Genomic DNA, 20,961 nt, shown 5'->3' on the forward strand with positions numbered 1-20,961 from the left:
TCAGCCCTCCGGGTGGCGGACGTCGCCGACACCGATCATGGAGTCGCGGGTGACGAGCCCCGCCAGCTGCTCCTCGGTCCAGCCCTCCGTGCCCTCGGGCCGCATCGGGAGCACGAAGTAGCGCAGCTCGGCGCTGGAGTCCCACACCCGGACCTCGACGCTCTCGGGCAGGTCGAGCCCGAACTCCTTCATCACCCCACGGGGGTCGCGCACCGCGCGGGCCCGGTAGGCGGGGTACTTGTACCAGTTCGGGGGCAGGCCCAGCACCGGCCAGGGGTAGCAGGAGCAGAGCGTGCAGACGACGAGGTGGTGGACGTCCGGGGTGTTCTCGAGCGCGGTCATCTCCTCGCCCTGCATGCCGGAGAAGCCGAGCTCCTTGCAGGCCTCGGTGGCGTCGGCGAGGAGCCGCGCCTTGAACTCCGGGTCCGTCCAGGCCTTCGCGACGACCTGGGCGCCGAGCTGCGGGCCGACCTCGTTCTCGTAGACCGAGGACATGTAGTCGATGGCGTCGGTGCCGATGATCCCCTTCTCGACCAGGATCGACTCCATCGCCTTGGCCCGGGCGGCCAGCTCCTCGTCGCTGTGCTTGGCCAGGCCCTCGACGGGCTGGATCTTCTGCTGCGTCGACGTCATGTCGGCGTCCCTTCGATGCGTGTGGGGGAGGGGCGGTCAGGGGGTGGTGAGGTAGGGCTCCCACAGGTCGATGTGCAGCACCGTGTTCGCCGCCCCGGGCTCGTCGCCCCAGAGGTCGGCGGCGTCGAACTTCACCGTGTAGAGGTGCTGCGGGTCGTCGCCGAGCCCCGAGGCACTGGAGTCCGGGTAGACGTAGGTGCCGTGGGCGTGGGTGATCTCCCCGACGTGCCCGCGCACGTAGCCGGCGCGGCGGGTGTGGGTCGTCGAGGCGTCGGGCCGGACGCGCACCCTGTCGCCCACCCGGAACGCCGGCGCGATGTCGGCCTCGCGGCGGGCGTCCATCCCCGTCGGGATGAGCTGCTTGAGGGTCTCGACGAGCTCGGGCTTCGAGGCCTTGGGCGCCCCCTCCTCGGGGTGGGCCAGGTAGTGCTGCGTGCGCCGCTCGAGCTCCTCCGGGTCGAAGATCCCGGCGTGGGTGCCGTGGTGGATCATCGAGTGCATCCAGTGCTCGTAGTAGCGCGAGGTCAGGTACTCCGCCGCGGGGATCTGCTCCATGCCGTGGCGGAACTGGTCGATGTTGAAGGCCCCGGCCAGGGCCATGGCCGGGAACATCGTGAGGACGCTGCGCTCCCACGCCGACCCGAAGACGGGCTCGTCGTCGGGGTGGACGACCGGGCCGTGTCCCTGCTTGCCGCCGAGGTCGTGGATTCCGTCCATCGGTGATGCCTCCCTGTGGGGTCGGTCGAGGTCGGGTCGGTCGGGGTCCGGGTGCGGCTCAGGCGGGGACGGCGCTCTGCGAGGGCGCCGGGAAGCCTCCGACGGCCTGCTCGAAGGCCTGCGCGGCGCGCAGCACGGTGGCGTCCTCGAACCGGCGGCCGACCAGCATCATCCCGACGGGCAGCCCCTCGGAAAGGCCTGCGGGCACCGAGATCGCCGGGTGGCCCGTGACGTCGAAGGGGCAGGTGTTGCCCAGCATCTCCAGGGCGCGGGCGAGGATCTCCGGGGGCCGGGCGTCCGCGGCCGGGCGGACCGTGGGCCGCAGGGGCAGCGTGGGCATGACCAGCATGTCCACGTCGGCGAGGGCCGCGTCGTAGGCCGCGGAGAGCTTCGGGGCCAGGTTCTGGGCCATCGCGTAGTACTTGCCGTGCCCGGTCTGCAGGCCGTACCGGCCGGCCAGGAGGACCAGCGTCACCGTCACCGCGAACCGCGTGCCGTCCTCGGCCCAGCGCGTGCCGAAGTGGTCCATCAGCGCGGGGTCGTAGTGACCCTTCCAGTTCAGGCCGTACCCGAAGTTGTCGATCATCTGCGAGCAGGCCCCCTCGCTCGCGACGACGTCCCAGATCTTCGGCGCGTGGAGGTGCCACGGCACCGAGACCTCGCTGACCGCCATGCCGGCGTCGGAGAGCGCGGTGATCGCCGAGCGGACCGTGTCGTCCACCTCCGGCTCGGACTCGTCGCGTCCGAAGCCCTCGCGCAGGACGCCCACCCGCAGGCCCGACCCACCGGCGTCGAGCGCGGCGAGGTAGTCGTCCGGCACGAGGCCGGCCGGCTGGCGGGGGTCGCGACCGTCGGGTCCCGCGATGACCGAGAGCATCAGCGCCGCGTCGCGCACGGTGCGTGTCATCGGGCCGACGTGGTCGATGGTGGCCTCGATGGGGAAGGCACCGGTGTAGGGGACGAGGCCCCAGGTGGGCTTGTGCCCGACGAGGCCGCAGTTGGCGGCGGGGATGCGGATCGAGCCGCCCTGGTCGCCGCCCGTGGCCATGTCGACGTGCCCGCCCGCGACGAGCGCGCCGCTGCCGCTCGAGGACGCGCCGGCGGTCCGGGTGGTGTCCCACGGGTTCTCGACGTGCCCGGTGCTGGCGGTGATCGAGGCGCCGGAGAAGCAGAGGTCCTCGCAGACCGCCTTGCCCGTGATCGTGGCGCCCGCGTCGAGCAGCCGCGTCACGATGGTCGCGTCCTCGGCGGGCACGTAGCCCTCGACCAGCGCCGACCCGTTGGTCATCGGCACGCCGGCGACCGCGGTGTTGTCCTTGACCGCCACCGTCCGCCCGGCGAGCGGGCCGGTGGACGACCCGGTGATCGAGGTCGTGACGTACCAGGCGTTGTAGGGGTTCTCGCCCGGCTCGGGTCGCGACCACGCGCGCTGCGGGGCGCTCGGGGCGGCCTCGGCCCGGTAGAGCTCCTCCACGGCGTTCCAGGAGCCGAGCAGCCCCTGCACCACCGGCGCGTACTCGTCGACCTCGTCCCTCGACAGCCCGAGCCCGTAGTGCTCGGCGACCTTCTCCAGCGCGGCGCGGTCCGGGTCGGGGAGGGGCATGGGGCGTGCTCCTTCGGGGTGGTCGGGATCGAGCCGGGATCGTGCGGCGGCTCCTGTGACCTGGCGCACGCTAGGAAGCCCGACCCCAATATGTCAATGCGGATGAACGCATCAACAGGTTCCGATCACGTGACGGCGTTGCCGCCGCGTTGCGGCGTGCCCGGATGGTGTGTCGTGCCCCGCCGAACGCGACGACGACCATCGACATGTAGAGGTCGGGAGCCTTAGCGTCGGCCCGCCCGTCGTCGAAGGAGGCTCCGTGACGTCAGCCGTCGCCGCGGTACCGAGGTGGACGTCGCGTGAGCGCCTGCAGCTCTCGGCGATCGTCGCCGTGATCGCCGCGCTGCACGTGGTCGGGTGGACGCTCTACCTGTCGCTGACCTCGGGCCCGCTCGGTGCCGGGGCGTTCGCCGGCGCCGGCGTCCTGGCCTACGTCCTCGGCGTCCGGCACGCCTTCGACGCCGACCACATCGCCGCCATCGACGACACCACGCGGTTGATGGTCCAGCGCGGTCGGCGCCCGGTCGGCGTCGGCTTCTTCTTCGCCATGGGGCACTCGTCGGTCGTCGTGGTGCTCTCGCTGGTCGTCGCCGCCGCGGCCGGCGCCGCGGTCACCAACGGGACGATCGACCGGTGGCGCGAGGTCGGCGGCGCCGTCTCGACCGTCGTCGCCATGGTCTTCCTCGGCCTCGTCGCGGTGCTCAACGCGCTCGTCCTCAAGGGCGTCGTCGGGTCGTGGTTCGACCTGCGCGCCGGCCGGCTCGACGAGGCCGACCTCGAGCGGCAGCTGCTCGATCGGGGCGTGGTCAACCGCGTCCTCGGCGGCCGCGCCCGGACGCTGATCAAGCACTCCTGGCACATGTACCCGCTGGGCGTCCTGTTCGGTCTCGGGCTCGAGACCGCCTCGGAGGTCACCCTGCTCACGCTGTCGGCGACCACGGCGTCGACCACGGGCGGTGCGGCCGGCGGAGCGCCGTTGGTGGCCGCCCTGACGCTGCCGCTGCTCTTCGCCGCCGGCATGAGCGCGTTCGACACCGTCGACGGCGTCCTCATGTCGGCGGCCTACGCGTGGTCGAACCGCAACCCCGCGCGGCGGCTCTTCTACAACATCGCCACCACGGCGGCGACCGTGACCGTCGCCGGGTTCATCGCGAGCGTCTACCTCGCCGGCGTGCTGGCCGACGACCTCGGGATGACCGCCCTGGCGGGCTACGCCGGGCTCGCCGACGAGTTCGAGCTGCTCGGCTACGTCATCGTCGGGTTCTTCGTCGTCGTGTGGGGCGGGGCCGCCCTCATCTGGCGCTTCGGGGGCTTCGACGCCCGCCACCCGTCACGATCGGCGGAGACGGCGGCGTCGTGACGACGTCGTCGATGTGCAGCTCGGCGCGCGAGGCGACGGCGGTGTAGAGCGACGGCGCGACGAGGGTGCGCGCCCCGACGGCGTCGCAGCCCGCGCTGGTCCGGGTGAGCAGGGCGCGGGCGTGGGCCTCCGCTCGGCCGTCCGGGTCGCGGTGGAGGACGCGCGCGTACTGGTGGATGGCCTCGTAGACGGTCTCGGACAGCGTCGTGATGGGCGGGGCCCACGGGCCGTGCGCGGAGCGGTAGCGGGAGAGCAGCTCGCCGTTGCCGTCCGCCGGCCCGTCCTGGAAGTAGGCGAGCGCGGTCCGCAGGCCCTCCGCCGCCCGCTCCCCGATGTGCGACAGCGTGGACTCGTCGAGGACCAGCGACGCGGCCTGCACGGTCTGCCGCAGGCCCGCGGCCTCGGACTGCCGCTGGAAGGCGACCTCGCTCTCGCCGTTGAGCGACGACAGCAGGAGGTCCGCGCCCGACCGCTGGACCGCCTCGATGACGGTGGCGAAGTCGGTGGCGCCGATCGGCGCGAGGCGCTCCCCGGCGACGTGGCCGCCGGCCCGCGCGATCGCGGCGCGCGCGTCGGCGTGCGCGCCGGTCGACCAGACGTAGCTGTGGCCGACGAGGAACCACCGCCGGGCGCCCGAGGCCCGCATCATCGGCGCGATCAGCGCCTCGACCTGCGTGCGCGGTCGCTCGGCGAGCCGGATCGCCCGGGGCGTCTCGCCGCCGCCCTCGTTGATGACCGAGTGCACCAGGAGGACGTCCGTGAGCGCGAGCGCGTCGCGGGCGGCCTCGAAGCTCGCCGAGGTGCAGTTGACGAAGATCGCCCGGCAGCCCAGGCGCGCCATCCGGCGGGCCTCGCGGGCGGCCTGGTCGGGGTCCGTGGCGTCGTCGGCGGTGAGCAGGGCGAGCCGGCGCCCGGCGACGCCGCCGTCGGCGTTCACCTCGGCGACGGCGAGCTCCGCCATGGCCTGCGAGGACGCGGCGAAGACGGCGCCGGCGCCGGACATCGTGCTGAGGGCGCCGATGCGGACGGCCTGGTCGTCGTCGGGCTCGGGCAGGGGGATGCCGGCGCGGTGCATCAGCCAGTCGACCCCGGACGGCGGCAGCGTCATCTGCACGACGACGCGGGTGCGTCGTGGGCCGGCCCCCCGGAAGCGCAGCACCAGCCGGCCGCGCCAGGGTTGGGTGTGCTCGATCTCGACCCGGGCGCCCGGGACGACCCTGGAGAAGCGGCCGAGGATCGACAGGTCGCCGCCGAGCCCGCGCCCGTCGGCGGGCAGGTGGAGGCTGACGGCCGCACCCGGCACGACGCGGTCGCACCGCGCGCCGAACAGCCACCCCGGGGCCTCCGGGTCGCCGAACAGCGCGAACGCCCGCTCGACCGGGAGGTCGACGACCCGGTCGGCCGCCACGAACGTGGTCACCGCGGGCTCGCGCCCTCAGCCGGCGCCGCGCCCGCGGTCCTCCGGCTCGGCGTCGGACGCCCGGGGCGTGGAGGTCTCGACCGCGTCGAGACCGGCGTGCAGCAGGGACTGCAGGTAGGTGAACGCGTCGCGCGCGGTGCCCTCGCGGTCGAGCGAGTAGTACCGGTTGCGGCCGCTCTTGCGCTCGATGACCACCCCACTCGTGCGCAGCACGCGCAGGTGGCTGGAGACCGTCGTCCGCCCCACGGCGTCGATGTGCGCCACGATCTCGCCGACGCTGAGCTCGCCCTCCTCGCCGAGGACGTTGAGGATGCGACGACGAATCCGGTCCGACAGGGCGTCGAACGCGAGGTTCTCGTTGGCTTCCACGGCGGAACACTAACATCTGTCGACGTGCATCGACTCATCGTCGAGCCTCGGGAGCCATGAGGTCGCCCCTCTCCTCGACGTGCTGCGCGCGTGCCCGGGATTCTGCCGCACCGACCCGGTCGACACCGCTGTCCGCGCTCCGCTGCTGCGACGGAGCCCCGGCGCGACACCCGGGGCGGATGTCCGCGACGGCTACGCTGCGTCGAACCGGAGAGGGGTGCGGATGGCCGAGCGCGACGGACCGCGGCGGGTCGACCACGTCGACCGTCAGCTGCTCGGTCTCCTCAGCGCGGACCCGCGGGCGTCGGCGCGCAAGCTCTCCCGCGAGATCGGCATGTCCCCGGGCGCCGTGGGCGAGCGTCTGGAGCGGCTGCAGGAGCGCGGGGTCATCCGCGGGTTCAGCCTCGACGTCGACCCGTCGGCGCTCGGGTTCGGTCTCGAGGTGCTCGTCGCCATCGAGCTGCGCCAGGGCAGCCCGGTCGAGAACACGATCGACCTGCTCTGGGGCATCGAGGAGGTCCGGGCGATCCAGCTGGTCACCGGCCGGTGGGACCTCGTGCTGTCGCTGCTGGTCCGCGACCAGCACCACCTGCGCGAGGTGCTGCTCGGCGCCGTGTGGTCGGTGGCCGACTTCCAGCACAGCGAGACGATGATCATCCTCGACCGCCGCCAGCGGGTGGCGATGGACCGGCCGCCGGCGGGCGACGGGTCAGTCGAGGAGTAGCTCGCCGGCGGGGTCGGCGAGCACGGCGGCCACCCGCGCCAGCACCCGCGAGCCGAGCTCGCCGTCGACCAGGCGGTGGTCGAACGACAGCGACAGCTGGGTGACGTCGCGCAGCGCGATCTCGCCCCGGTACTCCCACGGCCGGCGGCGGACCGCCCCGAAGCACAGGATCGCGGCCTCGCCCGGGTTGAGGATCGGGGTGGCGGCGTCGACCCCGAACACCCCGACGTTGGTGATGGTGATCGTGCCGCCGGCCATCTGCTCCGGGGTGGTCCGGCCGTCGCGGGCGGTGGTCGTCAGGTCGGCGAGGGCGCGTGCGAGGTCGACCAGCGTCAGCGCCGCCGCGTCCTTGACGTTCGGCACGACCAGCCCGCGCGGGGTGGCCGCGGCGATGCCGAGGTTGACCGCGCGCGGGTGGACGATCTCCTGGTTCTCCTCGTCCCACCGGGCGTTGATGTCGGGGAAGTGGCGCACGGCCGACAGCAGCGCCCGGGCCACCAGCAGCAGCGGGGTGACCCGGACGTCGGCGAACGCCGGGTGGGCCCGGAGCCGCTCGACGGTCTCGGTCATCGCGGTGACGTCGACGGTGACGAACTCGGTGACGTGCGGCGCGGTGAACGCGCTCGCGGTCACCGCCGCGGCGGTCGCCCTCCGCACGCCCTTGATCGGCACCCGGCGCTCGTCGGATACCGGCGTCTCCGGGGTGGGTACGGCCGGCGCCGAGGTCCCGTTCCCGCCGGTCGTGGCCTCGACGTGGCGGCGGACGTCCTCGCGGCGGATGCGGTCGCCGTCGAACGCGACGGCCGCGAGGTCCACGCCGAGGTCCTTGGCCATCTTGCGCACGGGCGGCGTCGCCGGGGGAGGGCCGGGGCGGGAGGCGGCCGTCCGCGCGTCGGCGGGCGCGGGCGCCGGCGGGGGCGCGGTATCCGGCGTCGTCGAGCGGCGACGGCGGCGTCCGGTGCGCGCGGCGCTGGTGCCGTAGCCGACGAGCACGCTCCCGCTGCCCTCCTCCGCGGCGGAGGACTCGGGCGCGGAGGGTTCGGGCGCGGCGGTGCCACCCGCATCGTCGTCCGCCCCGACCGTCACGGAGATGATCGGCGCCCCGACCTGCACCGTCTCGCCCTCGCCGACCAGCAGCGCGGCGACGGTGCCGTCGTACGGGCACGGCAGCTCGACGGCGGCCTTCGCGGTCTCCACCTCGACGATGACCTGGTTGACCGCGACGTCGTCGCCGACCGCGACGTGCCACGCCAGGATCTCGGCCTCGGTGAGCCCTTCCCCGACGTCGGGGAGCGTGAAGGTCTCGGTGCTCACGGTGTCTCCTGGATGGTGATCAGAAGTCGAGGACCCGGTCGACGGCGTCGAGGACCCGGTCGAGGTCGGGGCGGTAGTGCTCCTCGAGCCGGGCGGCGGGGTACGGGACGTTGAACCCGCCGACGCGCAGCACCGGGGCCTCGAGGCTGGTGAAGCAGCGCTCCGAGAGCAGGGCGGCGACCTCGCCGCCGAGGCCGCCGAAGGTCGGCGCCTCGTGCACGACCACCGCGCGTCCGGTGCACCGGACCGCGTCGACGAGGGTGTCGGTGTCGATGGGGGAGAGCGAGCGCAGATCGATCACGCCGATCGAGCGGCCCTCCTCGGCGGCGACCGCGGCGGCGGACAGGCAGGTCTCGACCATCGAGCCCCAGGTCAGCAGCGTGACGTCGCTGCCCTCGCGGACGGTGCGGGCGGCGTCGGCGGGGAGGACCAGCGGGTCGTCGGCGCTCTCGGCGACCTCACCCTTCGACCAGTACCGGCACTTGGGCTCGAAGAAGACGACCGGGTCGTCGCCCGCGATGGCCTGGCGCAGCATCCAGTGCGCGTCCTGGGGCGTCGCCGCGCACATCACCCGCAGGCCCGCGGTGTGGGCGAAGTAGGCCTCGTTCGACTCCGAGTGGTGCTCGACCGCGCCGATGCCGCCCGAGACCGGGATCCGGATGACGACGGGCACGGTGATGCGGCCGCCGGAGCGGGCGTGCAGCTTGGCCAGCTGGGAGGTGATCTGGCTGAACGCCGGGTAGACGAAGCCGTCGAACTGGATCTCGCACACCGGCCGGTAGCCGCGCATGGCCAGCCCGATCGCGGTGCCGACGATGCCGGCCTCGGCCAGCGGGGTGTCGATGACCCGGTCGGCGCCGAAGTCCTTCTGCAGGCCGTCGGTCACCCGGAACACGCCGCCGGAGCGGCCCACGTCCTGGCCCATGACCATGACCTTCGGATCGGACTCCAGCCCGTGGCGCAGGGCGCGGTTGACGGCCTGGGACAGGTTGAGCACGTCGTCCTCCGGCTCAGTCGACGAACGAGGCGGCGTACGCGGCGTAGCCCGCGCGCTCGGCGGCCAGCGCCGGCGTCTCGACGCTCAGGGTGTGGGCGAACATCGCGTCGGCGTCCGGGTCGGGCATCGTTCGGCACGCGCGGCGCACCTCGACCGCGAGGTCCTCGGCCTCGGTGTCGAGGTCGCCGAGGAAACCGTCGTCGGCCCACCCCCGCCGGTCGAGCAGGCGGCGCAGGCGGTCGATCGGGTCGAGCGCGCGCCAGTGGTCGAGCTCGGCGTCGCTGCGGTAGCGCGTGGGGTCGTCGGACGTCGAGTGCCCCGCCATGCGGTAGGTGACCGCCTCGATCAGCGCCGGCCCCTCCCCGGAGCGCACCCCGTCGACGGCCCGCGCGGTGGCCGTGTGGACGGCCAGGACGTCGTTGCCGTCGACGAGCTGGGTGGCGAGCCCGAAGCCCGCGGCCCGCTGGTGCAGCGGCGCCCCGAACTGCGCGGTGGTGGGCGTCGAGATCGCCCACTGGTTGTTCTGGCAGAAGAACAGCACCGGCGCGGCGCGCGTCACGGCCCAGTTGAACGCCTCGCTCGCCTCGCCCTCACTGCTCGCCCCGTCGCCGAAGTAGGTCATGACGACCTCGTCGGCGCCGTCGAGCCGGGCACCCATCGCGTACCCCACCGCGTGCAGGAGCTGGGCGGCGAGCACCAGGGTGTAGATGTGGAACCGGTGCCGCGCCGGGTCCCACCCGCCGTGGCGGACCCCGCGCCACTGCGCCAGCAGCTCCTCCGGACCGATCCCGCGGCACATCGCCGCGGCGTGGTCGCGGTAGGAGGGGAAGACCCAGTCGGTGTCGCGCAGGGCCCGGACGGACCCGACCTGCGCGGCCTCCTGGCCCCACGACTGCAGCCAGAGCCCGAGCTCGCCCTGGCGCTGGAGGCTGTAGGCCTCGGCGTCCAGGCGACGGGCCAGGACCATGTCGCGGTAGAGCCCGCGACAGAGGTCCGCGTCGACGGTCGCGGCGGCCGGGTCGTCGGCCAGCTCGCCGTCGGGCGTGAGCAGCTGGAAGGGCGTCACCGTGACTCCTCTACCGGGGTGGTGGTGAGGGGCGGCCGGCCGATCGCGGGATCGCCGCGGGGATCAGGACCGCCGGTGCCGTCGTGGCGCTCCCATCATCGAGTACAGGGTGGACGAGTGTCCAGGGCGGGAGACAGTTGGACGACCGAACGTCGTGTCGTGATGTTGATTGCTGGTCGATCGTGCGCACGATGCCCACTGCCGTCATCGGCGCGAGACGGCCGCGTCGACCCTGGCGGAATCTGCTCCGCCGCGGTGTCGAATCCGGCCGGGGTGCGTTCGTCGCCAGGGTGAGGGACCGGCACCGGGCCGGTCTACCGTCCGACGGAGGACACCGTGACCGCCACCTACACCCTCGACGTCTTCTCCAGCCTCGACGGCTTCGGCTCCTACGGGGGCGACGGCGACTGGGGCGGCTACTGGGGCAAGCAGGGCCCCGAGCTCCTCGAGCACCGCCTCGCCTCCTTCGCCGCGCCGCAGCGGATGGTCTTCGGGGCCACGACGTACCGGCAGTTCGCGGCGATGCTGGCCGCGAGCACCGAGACCTCCGAGGTGCGGGACCCGTGGGTCGACCGGATGCGCAGCATGCCGATGACGGTGGTGTCGTCGACGCTGCAGGAGCCCCTCGACTGGCCCGACGCCACGGTGGTGGGTGGCGACGGCGTCGACGCCGTCCGCCGGCTCAGGTCGGAGTCCGACGTGCCGCTGCGCTCGCACGGCAGCCTGACGCTCAACCGGGCCCTCATGGCCGCCGGGCTGGTCGACCGCCTGCAGATCACGATCTTCCCCGTCCTCACGGGGCGGACGGGCACCGAGCCGGTCCTCGGCGGCATGGAGGACTTCGACCTGGAGCTGCTCGAGCAGCGGACCCTCGACGGGCACACCCAGGAGCTCGTCTACCGGCCGACCCGCCACGTCACCCGTCGCTGACCCGGAGCGGGCGCCGGGCCTGCCGCCGCGGCGTTCAGACGACGAGGCTGAGCGCCGCGGCGATGAGGAAACCGATCACGCCGATGAGGGTCTCCATGACCGTCCAGGTGCGCAGGGTGGTCCAGACGTCCATGTTCAGGAACCGCCCGACGAGCCAGAAGCCCGAGTCGTTGACGTGGGACAGCGCGGTGGAGCCGCCGGCGATGGCGATCACCACGAGCGCGACGTCGAAGGGCGACATCCCGGCGGCCGCGACGGCCGGTGCGACGAGGGCCGCCGTCGTCAGCAGCGCGACCGTCGCCGAGCCCTGCGCCACCCGCAGGCACAGGGCGATGACGAAGGCGGCGACGATGACGGGTAGGCCGAGCGCGCTGAGCGACTCCGTCAGCGCCGTCCCGATGCCACTGGCCTGCAGGACCTCGCCGAACATGCCGCCGGCGCCGGTGATCAGGATGATCGAGCAGATCGGGCCGAGCGACGAGTTGAGCAGCTCCTCGACCTCGTCGCGGCTGAACCGCTCGCGGGCGAGGACGACCACCGCCACGAGCAGGGTGATCAGCAGCGCGATGGGGGTCTCCCCGATCAGGCGCAGGGAGGCGACCCAGGTGGCGTCCTCGGACACGGCCCCATAGGTCGCGAGCGTGTTCAGGCCGGTGTTGAACAGGATGAGCACCAGCGGGAGGAGGAGCAGCGTGATGACGGTGCCGAACGCCGGCGCCCGGACCGGCGTCTCGGTGACGGTGCCGGCGGACGAGCCGGCCGGCCCTCCGGTCGACCCGTCGTCCCGGCCCTCGTCGGACCCGCGGCCCTCGTCGGACCCGTCCTCGGCCCTGCGGTCGCCCGTGTACTGCCCGAACACCGTGGGCACCGGGAGGTCGATGCGCGCGCCGATCCACCGGGAGAACAGGTAGGACGCGAGGAACCACGTCGGCAGCCCGACCACCAGTCCCGCGACCACGAGGAGCCCGATGTCGGCACCCAGCAGGTTGCCGGCGCCGACCGGACCCGGGTGGGGCGGGACGAACGCGTGCATCACCGCGAAGGCCCCGGCCGAGGGCAGGGCGTAGAGGAGCAGGGACCCCCCGAAACGGCGCGCCACCGTGAAGATGATCGGCAGCAGGATGACGAAGCCCGCGTCGAAGAAGATCGGGAAGCCGAACAGCAGGGACGCGACGCCGAGCGCGACCGGCGCGCGCCGTTCGCCGAAGCGGGAGATGAGGCTGTCCGCGAGCACCTGCGCGCCGCCGGTGACCTCGAGCAGCTTCCCGAGCATCGCCCCGAGGCCGACGAGCAGGGCGACCTCGGCGAGGGTCGAGCCGAAGCCGTCGAGCAGCGTGTCGACGAGCTCGGTCACCGGGAGTCCCGTCGCGACGCCCGTCAGCACGCTCACGACGATCAGGGAGACGAAGGCGTGGAGCCGGAACTTCATGATCAGCACGAGGAGCAGGGCGACGGCGCCGACCGCGATCAGCAGGAGCGGCGTCGTCCCGAGGGTCGGGGCCGGTTGGTCCACGGTGTCCTCCCGGGTGTGCGGACCGGTGCGCCGTCGGGCCACCGGAGGGGCCCAGATCAGAACAGAAGGCACGCGTCGGTGACCAGGGGATCACGGGGAGCGACCTCGCCCCGCGCACGTCAGTCGCGGGCGCGCAGGCGCTCGTGGAGGCGGACGATCAGCTCCTCGGCCGTGCGTCGGGTCCGGTCCGAGGCGGTGCCGGCCAGCTCGTCGCGCAGGAGCACGGCGACCTCGCGCAGCTTGGTGTTGGTGTGCTGGGAGAGCCGGACCAGGGTGTCGAACGCCTGGCTCTCGGTCAGGCCGAGGGCGTGCTCGAGCATGCCCTTGGCCTGCTCGATGTCCGGCAGCGTCGCGAGCTGGCGCTCCCGGTGTGCCAGGCGCGTCAGCAGGTCCTCCTCGACGCCGGGCTCCCGGTCGGTGCACGCCGGGGCCTCGATCACGTGCACGCGGCTCAGCTCGAGCAGGTCGTTGAGACGGCCGATGACGGTGCGGTTGGTGCGCAGGACGATGTCGCGGTCGAGGTCGCGGGCGTAGCGCTCGAGGGCGTCGAGCCCGCGGTGGTCGACGAACTCGAGCTCGGCGGCGTCGAGCACGAGGGTGTGGCCGAGGCCGAGCGGCCCGATGCGGTCCAGGGCCCGCAGCAGGCCGGCCGAGCTGTCCATGTCGATCTCGCCCGCGACGGCGGCGTCGACCGCGGGGTCGGCGTAGAGGCGGAAGCGGGCGGCACCGGGGTTCGTCAGGGGGTGCAGGCAGGTCAGCTCGGCGGCGGCGTCGCCCAGTGCGCGCGCGTCGACCGCGCACAGCGCCGACACCGGCATCACGGCCATCTTCTGGTCGATGAGGAACTCGAAGCGCGCGAAGCACTCCCGCTGCGCCGGCGTCCCGACGATCGGGGTGGTGTCCACGACGGCGCGGAACCCGGTGTACCCGGCGGCGACCGCCTCCTCGGTGGCGGCCATCCGGCGCCGGACCGCGACGTCGGGGTCGACGACGTCCGCGTCGGCGGGCATGTCGTAGAACTCGTGGATCGGGGTGACGGCCACCCGGTCCGGGTCGACGTCGCAGGCCCCGGAGCGGCGCAGATCGGCGAGCTCGCGGTGCAGGTCCGCGGGGTCGCCGGCGCCCACGTACTCGACCCACTGGCCCTCGGCGAGGCCGTCGGCGAGGTAGCGAGCGGCCTGCAGACCGAACTCGTCGCGGGTGCGGTAGGCCCAGCCCAGGTGTCCGAAGGGCACGAGGCCCGCCGCCGTGTCCACGACCGCCTGTCGTCGTGCCATCGCACCCTCGGTTCCTCGTCGGCCGCGGCACCACGTGCCCCGGCCGCGCCCTCGGGCGCCGGCGACTCGAGCCGCGGGCGTCCTCACCGAGGCAGTTCCCCCGGACCCAGCACCCCAACCCACCCTCGAGCGAGGAGCTCGCGGTCAGTGGAGAAGGGTGAGCAGGCCCTCGAGGCCCCGCCGGAACGCCTCGCCGACCCTCTCGGCGCCGTCGAGGGCGGCGCCGGTCATGGCGCCGTCGCGCATCATCGCGAAGTGGGCCGCGGCGTCCTCGGGCCTGCCGCGCCGCGGTGAGTCGTCGAAGACCTGGGCGAACAGCGCGGTCAGCGTGGCCACGTACCAGGCGCGGTGGTCGAGGATCAGCCGGCGCACCGGGTCGTCGGGGTCGGGGTACTCGGCCGCGGCCTTGAGGAAGGCGCACCCGCGGAACGCCGGGTCGGTCAGGTCGTCGGTGACGGACGTCCCGATCGCCCGCAGCGCGTCGGCCGGTGACGCCGCGCCCTCGGTGGCGGCCTGCACCGCCGCGCGGGTGCGGGCGTCGACGCCGGCCAGGTAGGCCAGCACGAGGTCCTCCTTCGAGGGGAAGTGCCGGTAGAACGTCGCCCTCGTCGCCGGCGCCTCGCCGAGGATCCGCTCGACCCCGACGGCCCGGATCCCCTCGCGGTAGAACAGCTCGCTCGCGGTGCTCAGCAGGCGTTCCCGGGCCTCCGAGCGGCCGGGGCGGGTCGGTGTCGTCACGGCTCGACCGTAGCAGAAAGAACGATCGGTCTTGCCGGCCGCGCCGCGGTGTGCCAACCTCGCTGTGGACCGCAGAGAGAACGGTCTTTCTTTCTATGAAAGGGACTCGTCATGACCGCCACCGCCACCGCCCCGGCCGGGTTCGGTGCCGTCCCGACGCTCCGGCGGCTCCACGCCGCGCGGGCCGTCTTCGCCGTCGTCTGGGCGGTCCTGCTGTTCCTGACCGCCTCGACCGTCGGCGTCGCGGCCGCGGTGCTGCTCGTGCTGTACCCCCTGGTCGACGCGGCGGCCGCCGTCGTCGAGGCCCGCCACGCGCGGGCCGGCGGGTCGACCGGGGTCCTGGTCACCAACGTCGCGATCAGCGTCGTCGCCGCCGTCGGGCTCGCCCTGGCGCTGACCTCGGGCGCCCCGGCCGTCCTGCGGGTGTGGGGGGCCTGGGCCGTCGTGTCCGGGCTCGTGCAGCTGGCCGTCGCCGTGCCGCGGCGCCGCCTCGGTGGCCAGTGGTCGATGGTCGCCAGCGGCGGTCTGTCGGTGCTGGCCGGGGTGGCGTTCGTCCTCATGGCGTCGGGCGCCGGGGCGTCGCTGGTGGGCGTGGCCGGCTACGCGCTGCTCGGCGGGGTCTTCTTCCTGGTCTCGGCGCTGCGGCTCGGTGCCGCGGGGAGGGGTGGCCGGCCGGCGGCGTGAGCGGCGCGACGGGCTGTTGCGTCTCGCCACGACGAGGAGCACGATCGGACCGATCGGTCCGGGACCGGTCGGTCCGACTCGGAGGAGGCAGCCATGAGGGACGCGGTCATCGTCGACGCCGTACGCACACCGCTCGGCAAGGGGAAGCCGAACGGCGCCTACGCCGGGGTGCACCCGGTGGAACTGCACGCGCACGTCCTGCGGGCGCTGGTCGACCGGACGGGGCTCGACCCCGCCGACGTGGACGACGTCGTCGGCGGCGCGGTCGGCCAGGTCGGCGAGCAGAGCGGCAACACCACCCGCTTCGCGGCGCTCGCCGCGGGCTTCCCCGAGTCGGTGCCCGGGGTGACGGTCGACCGGCAGTGCGGCTCGAGCCAGCAGGCCCTGTCGTTCGCCGCCCAGGGCGTCGTCGCCGGCGCCTACGACATCGCGATCGCCTCCGGCGTCGAGTCGATGTCGCGCATCCCGATCGGCAGCCAGGCGCTGGTCGACGGGGTGCGCCAGGACGTCGCCGGCCCGTCGGTCGGCGCGCGCTACGCGCCCGGGCTCATCCCGCAGGGCGTGAGCGCCGAGCTCATCGCGCGGAGGTGGGGCCTCTCGCGCGGGCAGCTCGACGAGTTCGCCCTCGCCAGCCACCGGAAGGCCGCCGCGGCGTGGGCCGAGGGCCGCTTCGCCGGCGAGGTCGCGCCGCTCAAGGCCGCCCGCGCCGACGGCTCGGTCGCCCTGCTCGAGACCGACGAGACGGTCCGCCCCGGGACCACCGCCGAGGCGCTGGCCGGCCTGCGTCCGGCGTTCGCCGACCCGCGCTGGACCGAGCGCTTCGGCGCGATCGACTGGACGGTCACGGCCGGGAACGCGAGCCCCGTCAACGACGGCGCCGCCGCGCTGCTCGTCACGACCTCCGAGGTCGCGGCCGCCCACGGCTGGACGCCCCGGGCGCGCGTGCACACCGCCACCGTCACCGGCGACGACCCGGTCCTCATGCTCACCGGGATCATCCCGGCCACGGCCAAGGTCCTCGCCCGCGCGGGGCTCGCGCTCGGCGACGTCGACGCCTTCGAGGTCAACGAGGCGTTCGCGTCGGTGGTCCTGGCGTGGCTCACCGAGACCGGCGCCGACCCGTCCCGGGTCAACGTCCACGGCGGCGCCATCGCCGTCGGGCACCCGCTCGGCGCCAGCGGCGCCCGCCTGGCCACCACCCTGCTCGGCGTCCTCGAGCAGACCGGCGGGCGCTACGGCCTGCAGACGATGTGCGAGGCCGGCGGCACCGCCAACGCCACCATCGTCGAGAGGCTCGACCGATGATCGTCACCGGGACCCACGCCCTGGTCACCGGCGCCCACCGCGGCCTCGGCGCGGCGCTGGTCGAGGAGCTGCTCGCCCGCGGGGCGGGCACCGTGTACGCCGCCGCGCGCGACCCGCGTCACCTCGCGCACCCGGACCCGCGCGTCGTGCCGCTGCGCCTCGACGTCACCGACCTGCGCACGATCCGCGAGGCCGCCGCACGGGCCGACGACCTCGACCTGCTCGTGAACAACGCCGGCGTCGGCGGCGCCGGGTCCCTGCTGACCGCCGATCCCGAGCGGGCGCGGGCCGAGATGGAGACCAACTACTGGGGCCCCGTCGCGGTCCTGCGCGCGTTCGCGCCCGTGCTCGCGCGCCGCGGCGGGGGCACCGTCGTCAACGTGCTCTCGGCGCTGGCCTGGGCGGCGGCGCCGTGGGCGGGCTCGTACGGTGCGACCAAGGCGGCGGCGTGGTCGTTCACCAACAGCGCGCGCGCCGAGCTGCGGGCGCAGGGCACACGCGTGGTGGGGGTGCACCTGGGGTTCATGGACACCGACATGGTGGCCCACCTCGACGTGCCGAAGATCGCGGCGCCGGACGTGGCGGCGCGCATCCTCGACGCGGTCGCGGGGGACGATGACGAGGTGCTCGCCGACGTCCCGAGCCGCACGCTGAAGGAGGCGTTGGCGGGCCCCCCGAAGGGCCTCGAGCTGTGAAGGAGTGATCGTCGGTGCCCCGCACGCCCGACCCCGGCACGCGCGAGCGCATCCTCGACGTCGCGTCGCGGCTGTTCTACACGCACGGGGTGCGCGCGATCGGCACCCAGCAGGTCGTCGCCGAGGCCGGCACCGGGAAGAACCTGCTCTACCAGCACTTCCCGACCAAGGACGACCTGGTCGCGGCGTACCTGGCCCGCGCCCGCGAGCGCGTCGAGCGTGCCGCTGACGCCGCCGTGGCGGCGGCCGGCGACGACCCCGGCGACCAGCTCGTCGCGCTGGTCGCCGAGGTCGGCGCGCAGGTCCGGCGACGCGACTTCCGCGGCTGCGCCTTCCGCAACCTGCTCGCGGAGTTCCCCGGCGAGGAGTCCGCGCCGGTCGCCGTCGCGCGCGCCATGGTGCAGCACTCGCGGGGGCGGGTCGACGAGCTCGTGGCCCGCCTCGGGGCCGCCGACCCCCGCGAGGTCGCCGAACGCCTCTGGCTCGTCGTGGACGGCCTCTACGTCCAGGCCGCCTACCGCGACCGCCTCGACGGCGCCCGCGACGCGGCCGTCGACACCGCCGTCGGGCTCGCCCGCCGGATCGTCGACGACGCTCGGCGCTGACGGCACGCGTCGCCCGTCCCGAGGACGCCGGAGACGATCGCGACTACCCGATCGACCGCTCGCGGTCCGCCCAGTACGGGGCCCGGAGCGCCTTCTTGTCGATCTTCCCGAACGGCGTGACGGGCAGGTCGTCGACGAGCTCGGCGGACTTCGGACGCGCGTACGCCGCGAGCCGGTCCCGGCACCAGGTCAGGATCTCGTCCGCGTCGGCAGCCCCTTCCGGGACGACCACGGCGTGGACGGCCTCGCCCCAGTCGCGGTGGGGGACGCCGATGACCGCGACCCGCGAGACCGCGGGGTGGCCGGCGAGCACGTTCTCGACCTCGCTGCAGTAGACGTTCATGCCACCGCTGATCACCATGTCGGCCCGGCGGTCACGCAGGTGCAGGTAGCCCCGGTCGTCGAGGAACCCGAGGTCGCCGGTGCGGATCCAGCCGTCGGGCAGGAACTTGTCGGCCGTCGCCGCCGGATCGTCGAGGTAGCCCTCGAGGACGTAGGGCGACCGCAGGCAGACCTCGCCGGTCGTCCCCGCCGGTGCGGTCTCGAGGCGGTCGTCGACGACGGCCACGTCGGCCATGATCGAGGCCCGCCCGCACGAGTCGAGGAGCTCGGGACGGGCGGGGTCGTGGTCGTCCTTGGCCAGTCGCGTGCCCCAGTTCGGGCACTCCGTCTGGCCGTAGAGCTGGACGAACACGGGCCCGAACACCTCCAGGGCACGGGCGAGGCGGTCGGGCGTGATCGGCGCCGCGCCGTAGACGACCGTCCGCAGACCGAGCGGCTCCGGCCCGTCGAGGGCATCGAGCAGGCGGTAGAGCATCGTCGGGACGAGGAAGGTCCAGGTGATCGCGCGGGTGCGCAGCGCGGTGAGCACGTGGTCGACGTCGAAGCCCGGTTCGATGACGCTCGTGGCGCCCCGGATCAGCGCGGACTGGGCGAACAGTCCCGCGGCGTGGGCGAGCGGCGTGGTCAGCAGCAGCCGGTCGTCCTGCACGATCTCGGCCTCGAGGAGCTGCGCGTACTGGACGGCGACGGTCGAGGCCTGTGTGTGCACGACGCCCTTGGGGCGCCCCGTCGTCCCCCCGGTGAAGTAGATCGCCGCAGCTGCGTCGGGACCGACGACCGCCGGTGACGTGACGGGGGGCCGGGACGGATCGGCGAGGTCGTCGACCGGGATGACCGGCACCTCCGGGGGGAGCTCCACCCCGAGCCCGGGGTCGACGATCACGACCCGCGCCCGGGTGGCCGCGACGATGTACCGGACGGTGTCGGCAGGCAGCAGCGGGTTCACCGGCACCTTCACCGCGCCGAGGAGCGCCACCGCCACGTCCGCGACGACGAACTCGACCCCGTTCGCGAGGTACAGCGCCACGGCGTCGCCGGCCGCCACCCCGTGCGCCCGCAGCTGCGTGGCGACGGCGCGTGACCAGGCGTCGACGTCGCCGAAGGTCCAGCTCCGTCCGGCCGCCTCCACGGCGGACCGGTCGCGGTAGCGGTGCAACGCCGCCGCGAACTCCGCTCCCAGCGTCCTCCGCACCGCGCGCTCCCTCCGACGACGTGGTCAGTGCATGGCCATGCCGCCGTCGACGCCGAGGGTGGTCCCGGTCATGTAGGACCCGGCGTCCGAGGCGAGCAGCAGCAGAGGCCCGGCGAGCTCGTCGAGACGACCGACCCGGCCGAGCGGTGTGATCGCCCGGACCGACGCGGCGCCGTCGCTCCGCGAGAGCAGCGGCGCGGTCATCTCGGACTCGAAGAACCCCGGCGCGAGGGCGTTGACCCGGATGGCGTGGCGGGCCCACTGGCGCGCCAGGTCGCGCGTCATGCCGAGGAGCCCGGCCTTGGACGCCGAGTACGCGGCCTGGGGGACGTCGCTGGTCGCGAGGGCGAGGGCGGAGGAGACGTTGACGATCGCGCCGCCGGTCTCTGCCGCGATCATGGCCCGTCCGGCGGCGGCGGCCACCTGGTAGGCGCCGAGGAGGTTGACCTCGAGGAGGCGAGCGGCCCGGGCGGGATCGTCGCGCTCGCTGCGGCGCGCGTAGCCCGCGCCCGCGTTGTTGACCAGGACGTGCACCCCGCCGAGCTCGCCCACCGCGGCGTCCACCAGCGCGGCGCACTGCGCGGCGTCGGTGACGTCGGTCGGCACGGCGAGACAGCGCCGGCCCTCGGCGACGACGGTCTTCGCGACCGTCTCGAGCAGGTCGGCGCGCCGGGCCGCCACGACGACGTCCGCGCCGGCCCGGGCGAGGACCACCGCGAAGTGGGCGCCGAGCCCGGACGACGCCCCGGTGACGACGGCGACGCGTCCGTCGAGGCGGAAGGGGTCGCTCACGACGGTGACTCCACCACGAGCGGCTCGGGCAGCGCGCCGAGCATGGCGCGCATGCTGCCCCCGGCCGCGAGACCGCCGAGAGCGAGCGCGAACAGCTGGTCCGCGAGTCGGATGTCGGCCTCCTCGCCGTGCGGCGTGAACCAGTGCTGCATCCAGTCGATCATGCCGACGATCGCGCGCGCGACGATCCGGGGCTCTGCGGCCAACGAGAACTCGCCGCACGCCGCGCCCTCGGCCACGAGGGCCTCGACCGCCTCCATGTACCGGGCGTCCATCCGCCGGAACTCGGCGAAGCGGGCCGACTGCTCGAGTCGCCCGAGGTGCTCGAGGTAGACGAACGCGGCCGGGTAGTACTCGCTGAAGATCCGGACCTGCATCCGCACCAGCTCACGGAGCCGGACGGCGACGCCGCTGTCGGTGTCGGCGAGCAGACGCTCGAGCTCGGCGAGCAGGGCGCGCGCGGGCTGCTCGACCACCGCGAGGAGGAGGTCCTCCTTGCTGTCGACGTAGTTGTAGACGCTGCCCTTGAGGATGCCGACGCGGGTGGCGATGCCCTCGAGGGTCGCGTTCTCGTACCCGTGCTCGCGGAACTCCTGGCCGGCGGCCTGCAGGATCTCCGGCCATCGGCTGGGACGGGGCATGGCGCACTCCGGGCGGTCGGGGTGGTCAGGGCGGTCAGGGTGGT

The 20,961-nt window shown here is 74.1% G+C and carries 21 protein-coding genes; 7 read left to right on the forward strand and 14 right to left on the reverse strand.

All coding sequences use genetic code 11. The annotated features are described in order from the left end of the window. The 3 genes from nthA to PGB27_RS08415 are packed head-to-tail and all read right to left on the reverse strand — an operon-like array spanning position 1 to position 2,953. Positions 1 to 633, reverse strand: coding sequence for a nitrile hydratase subunit alpha (gene nthA, locus PGB27_RS08405; RefSeq protein ID WP_274199912.1), 633 nt, complete (start codon positions 631 to 633; stop codon positions 1 to 3). A gap of 36 nt (positions 634 to 669) precedes the next feature. Continuing rightward, positions 670 to 1,350, reverse strand: coding sequence for a nitrile hydratase subunit beta (gene nthB, locus PGB27_RS08410; protein ID WP_274199913.1), 681 nt, complete (start codon positions 1,348 to 1,350; stop codon positions 670 to 672). A 58-nt stretch (positions 1,351 to 1,408) separates the two neighbouring features. Then, positions 1,409 to 2,953 carry an amidase gene (locus tag PGB27_RS08415; RefSeq protein WP_274199914.1) on the reverse strand — a complete coding sequence of 515 codons (1,545 nt, stop codon included), beginning with the start codon at positions 2,951 to 2,953 and terminating at the stop codon, positions 1,409 to 1,411. 259 nt (positions 2,954 to 3,212) lie between these two features. Between PGB27_RS08415 and PGB27_RS08420 the strand changes: the two genes are divergently transcribed. Then, positions 3,213 to 4,313 carry a HoxN/HupN/NixA family nickel/cobalt transporter gene (locus tag PGB27_RS08420; RefSeq protein ID WP_274199915.1) on the forward strand — a complete coding sequence of 367 codons (1,101 nt, stop codon included), beginning with the start codon at positions 3,213 to 3,215 and terminating at the stop codon, positions 4,311 to 4,313. Here PGB27_RS08420 and PGB27_RS08425 read toward each other — a convergent pair. Both PGB27_RS08425 and PGB27_RS08430 read right to left on the reverse strand, forming a co-directional pair. After that, positions 4,246 to 5,733 carry an ABC transporter substrate-binding protein gene (locus PGB27_RS08425; protein WP_274199916.1) on the reverse strand — a complete coding sequence of 496 codons (1,488 nt, stop codon included), beginning with the start codon at positions 5,731 to 5,733 and terminating at the stop codon, positions 4,246 to 4,248. The two genes, PGB27_RS08420 and PGB27_RS08425, sit on opposite strands and share 68 nt — an antisense overlap. Before the next feature lie 15 nt (positions 5,734 to 5,748). Continuing rightward, complete coding sequence (locus PGB27_RS08430; RefSeq protein WP_274199917.1) at positions 5,749 to 6,102, reverse strand: ArsR/SmtB family transcription factor; 354 nt, start codon at positions 6,100 to 6,102, stop codon at positions 5,749 to 5,751. Positions 6,103 to 6,325: 223 nt separating this feature from the next. On the opposite strand from PGB27_RS08430, the gene PGB27_RS08435 reads away from it, so the two are divergent. Continuing rightward, positions 6,326 to 6,826, forward strand: coding sequence for an Lrp/AsnC family transcriptional regulator (locus PGB27_RS08435; protein ID WP_274199918.1), 501 nt, complete (start codon positions 6,326 to 6,328; stop codon positions 6,824 to 6,826). Here PGB27_RS08435 and PGB27_RS08440 read toward each other — a convergent pair. Genes PGB27_RS08440 through PGB27_RS08450 form a run of 3 tightly spaced genes read right to left on the reverse strand, consistent with a single transcriptional unit; the run spans position 6,812 to position 10,203 of the window. Beyond that, on the reverse strand, positions 6,812 to 8,140 hold the full coding sequence (locus tag PGB27_RS08440; RefSeq protein ID WP_274199919.1) for a dihydrolipoamide acetyltransferase family protein: 1,329 nt from the start codon (positions 8,138 to 8,140) through the stop codon (positions 6,812 to 6,814). The two genes, PGB27_RS08435 and PGB27_RS08440, sit on opposite strands and share 15 nt — an antisense overlap. 19 nt (positions 8,141 to 8,159) lie before the next feature. Beyond that, a complete protein-coding gene (locus tag PGB27_RS08445) occupies positions 8,160 to 9,137 on the reverse strand; it encodes an alpha-ketoacid dehydrogenase subunit beta (protein WP_274199920.1) in 978 nt (325 codons plus the stop codon). A 13-nt stretch (positions 9,138 to 9,150) separates the two neighbouring features. Beyond that, positions 9,151 to 10,203 carry a thiamine pyrophosphate-dependent enzyme gene (locus PGB27_RS08450; protein WP_274199921.1) on the reverse strand — a complete coding sequence of 351 codons (1,053 nt, stop codon included), beginning with the start codon at positions 10,201 to 10,203 and terminating at the stop codon, positions 9,151 to 9,153. Positions 10,204 to 10,539: 336 nt separating this feature from the next. Between PGB27_RS08450 and PGB27_RS08455 the strand changes: the two genes are divergently transcribed. Continuing rightward, on the forward strand, positions 10,540 to 11,133 hold the full coding sequence (locus tag PGB27_RS08455; RefSeq protein WP_274199922.1) for a dihydrofolate reductase family protein: 594 nt from the start codon (positions 10,540 to 10,542) through the stop codon (positions 11,131 to 11,133). A gap of 34 nt (positions 11,134 to 11,167) precedes the next feature. Here the strand turns inward: PGB27_RS08455 and PGB27_RS08460 are convergent, their stop codons facing one another. The 3 genes from PGB27_RS08460 to PGB27_RS08470 form a co-directional block, all read right to left on the reverse strand. Next, positions 11,168 to 12,646, reverse strand: a complete 1,479-nt coding sequence (locus tag PGB27_RS08460) for a GntP family permease (protein WP_274199923.1) — start codon at positions 12,644 to 12,646, stop codon at positions 11,168 to 11,170. A 119-nt stretch (positions 12,647 to 12,765) separates the two neighbouring features. Then, the gene (locus PGB27_RS08465; RefSeq protein ID WP_274199924.1) at positions 12,766 to 13,923 is read right to left on the reverse strand and encodes an MEDS domain-containing protein; all 1,158 of its coding nucleotides are present in this window, start codon (positions 13,921 to 13,923) and stop codon (positions 12,766 to 12,768) included. 144 nt (positions 13,924 to 14,067) lie between these two features. Then, positions 14,068 to 14,661 (reverse strand): TetR/AcrR family transcriptional regulator, encoded by a 594-nt coding sequence (locus tag PGB27_RS08470; RefSeq protein WP_274199925.1) that lies wholly within the window; start codon positions 14,659 to 14,661, stop codon positions 14,068 to 14,070. 111 nt (positions 14,662 to 14,772) lie between these two features. On the opposite strand from PGB27_RS08470, the gene PGB27_RS08475 reads away from it, so the two are divergent. The 4 genes from PGB27_RS08475 (at position 14,773) to PGB27_RS08490 (ending at position 17,950) form a co-directional block, all read left to right on the forward strand. Continuing rightward, positions 14,773 to 15,345 (forward strand): hypothetical protein, encoded by a 573-nt coding sequence (locus PGB27_RS08475; RefSeq protein WP_274199926.1) that lies wholly within the window; start codon positions 14,773 to 14,775, stop codon positions 15,343 to 15,345. Between the two features lie 93 nt (positions 15,346 to 15,438). Then, positions 15,439 to 16,650: a thiolase family protein gene (locus PGB27_RS08480; RefSeq protein ID WP_274199927.1), complete on the forward strand. Its 1,212-nt coding sequence runs from the start codon at positions 15,439 to 15,441 to the stop codon at positions 16,648 to 16,650. Continuing rightward, a complete protein-coding gene (locus PGB27_RS08485; protein ID WP_274199928.1) occupies positions 16,647 to 17,345 on the forward strand; it encodes an SDR family oxidoreductase in 699 nt (232 codons plus the stop codon). Before PGB27_RS08480 ends, PGB27_RS08485 begins: the two co-directional genes overlap by 4 nt. Positions 17,346 to 17,359: 14 nt before the next feature. Continuing rightward, the gene (locus PGB27_RS08490; RefSeq protein ID WP_274199929.1) at positions 17,360 to 17,950 is read left to right on the forward strand and encodes a TetR/AcrR family transcriptional regulator; all 591 of its coding nucleotides are present in this window, start codon (positions 17,360 to 17,362) and stop codon (positions 17,948 to 17,950) included. Positions 17,951 to 17,993: 43 nt separating this feature from the next. On the opposite strand, the gene PGB27_RS08495 is transcribed toward PGB27_RS08490, so the two are convergent. The 3 genes from PGB27_RS08495 to PGB27_RS08505 are packed head-to-tail and all read right to left on the reverse strand — an operon-like array spanning position 17,994 to position 20,917. Beyond that, positions 17,994 to 19,484, reverse strand: a complete 1,491-nt coding sequence (locus PGB27_RS08495; protein ID WP_274199930.1) for a class I adenylate-forming enzyme family protein — start codon at positions 19,482 to 19,484, stop codon at positions 17,994 to 17,996. Positions 19,485 to 19,508: 24 nt separating this feature from the next. Next, positions 19,509 to 20,276, reverse strand: a complete 768-nt coding sequence (locus PGB27_RS08500; RefSeq protein ID WP_274199931.1) for an SDR family NAD(P)-dependent oxidoreductase — start codon at positions 20,274 to 20,276, stop codon at positions 19,509 to 19,511. Next, on the reverse strand, positions 20,273 to 20,917 hold the full coding sequence (locus tag PGB27_RS08505; protein WP_274199932.1) for a TetR/AcrR family transcriptional regulator: 645 nt from the start codon (positions 20,915 to 20,917) through the stop codon (positions 20,273 to 20,275). The genes PGB27_RS08500 and PGB27_RS08505 overlap by 4 nt, the downstream gene beginning before the upstream one ends. Positions 20,918 to 20,961 lie beyond the last annotated feature (44 nt).

The sequence above is a fragment of the Actinomycetospora lemnae genome (genome assembly GCF_028737315.1).
GTDB lineage: Bacteria > Actinomycetota > Actinomycetes > Mycobacteriales > Pseudonocardiaceae > Actinomycetospora > Actinomycetospora lemnae.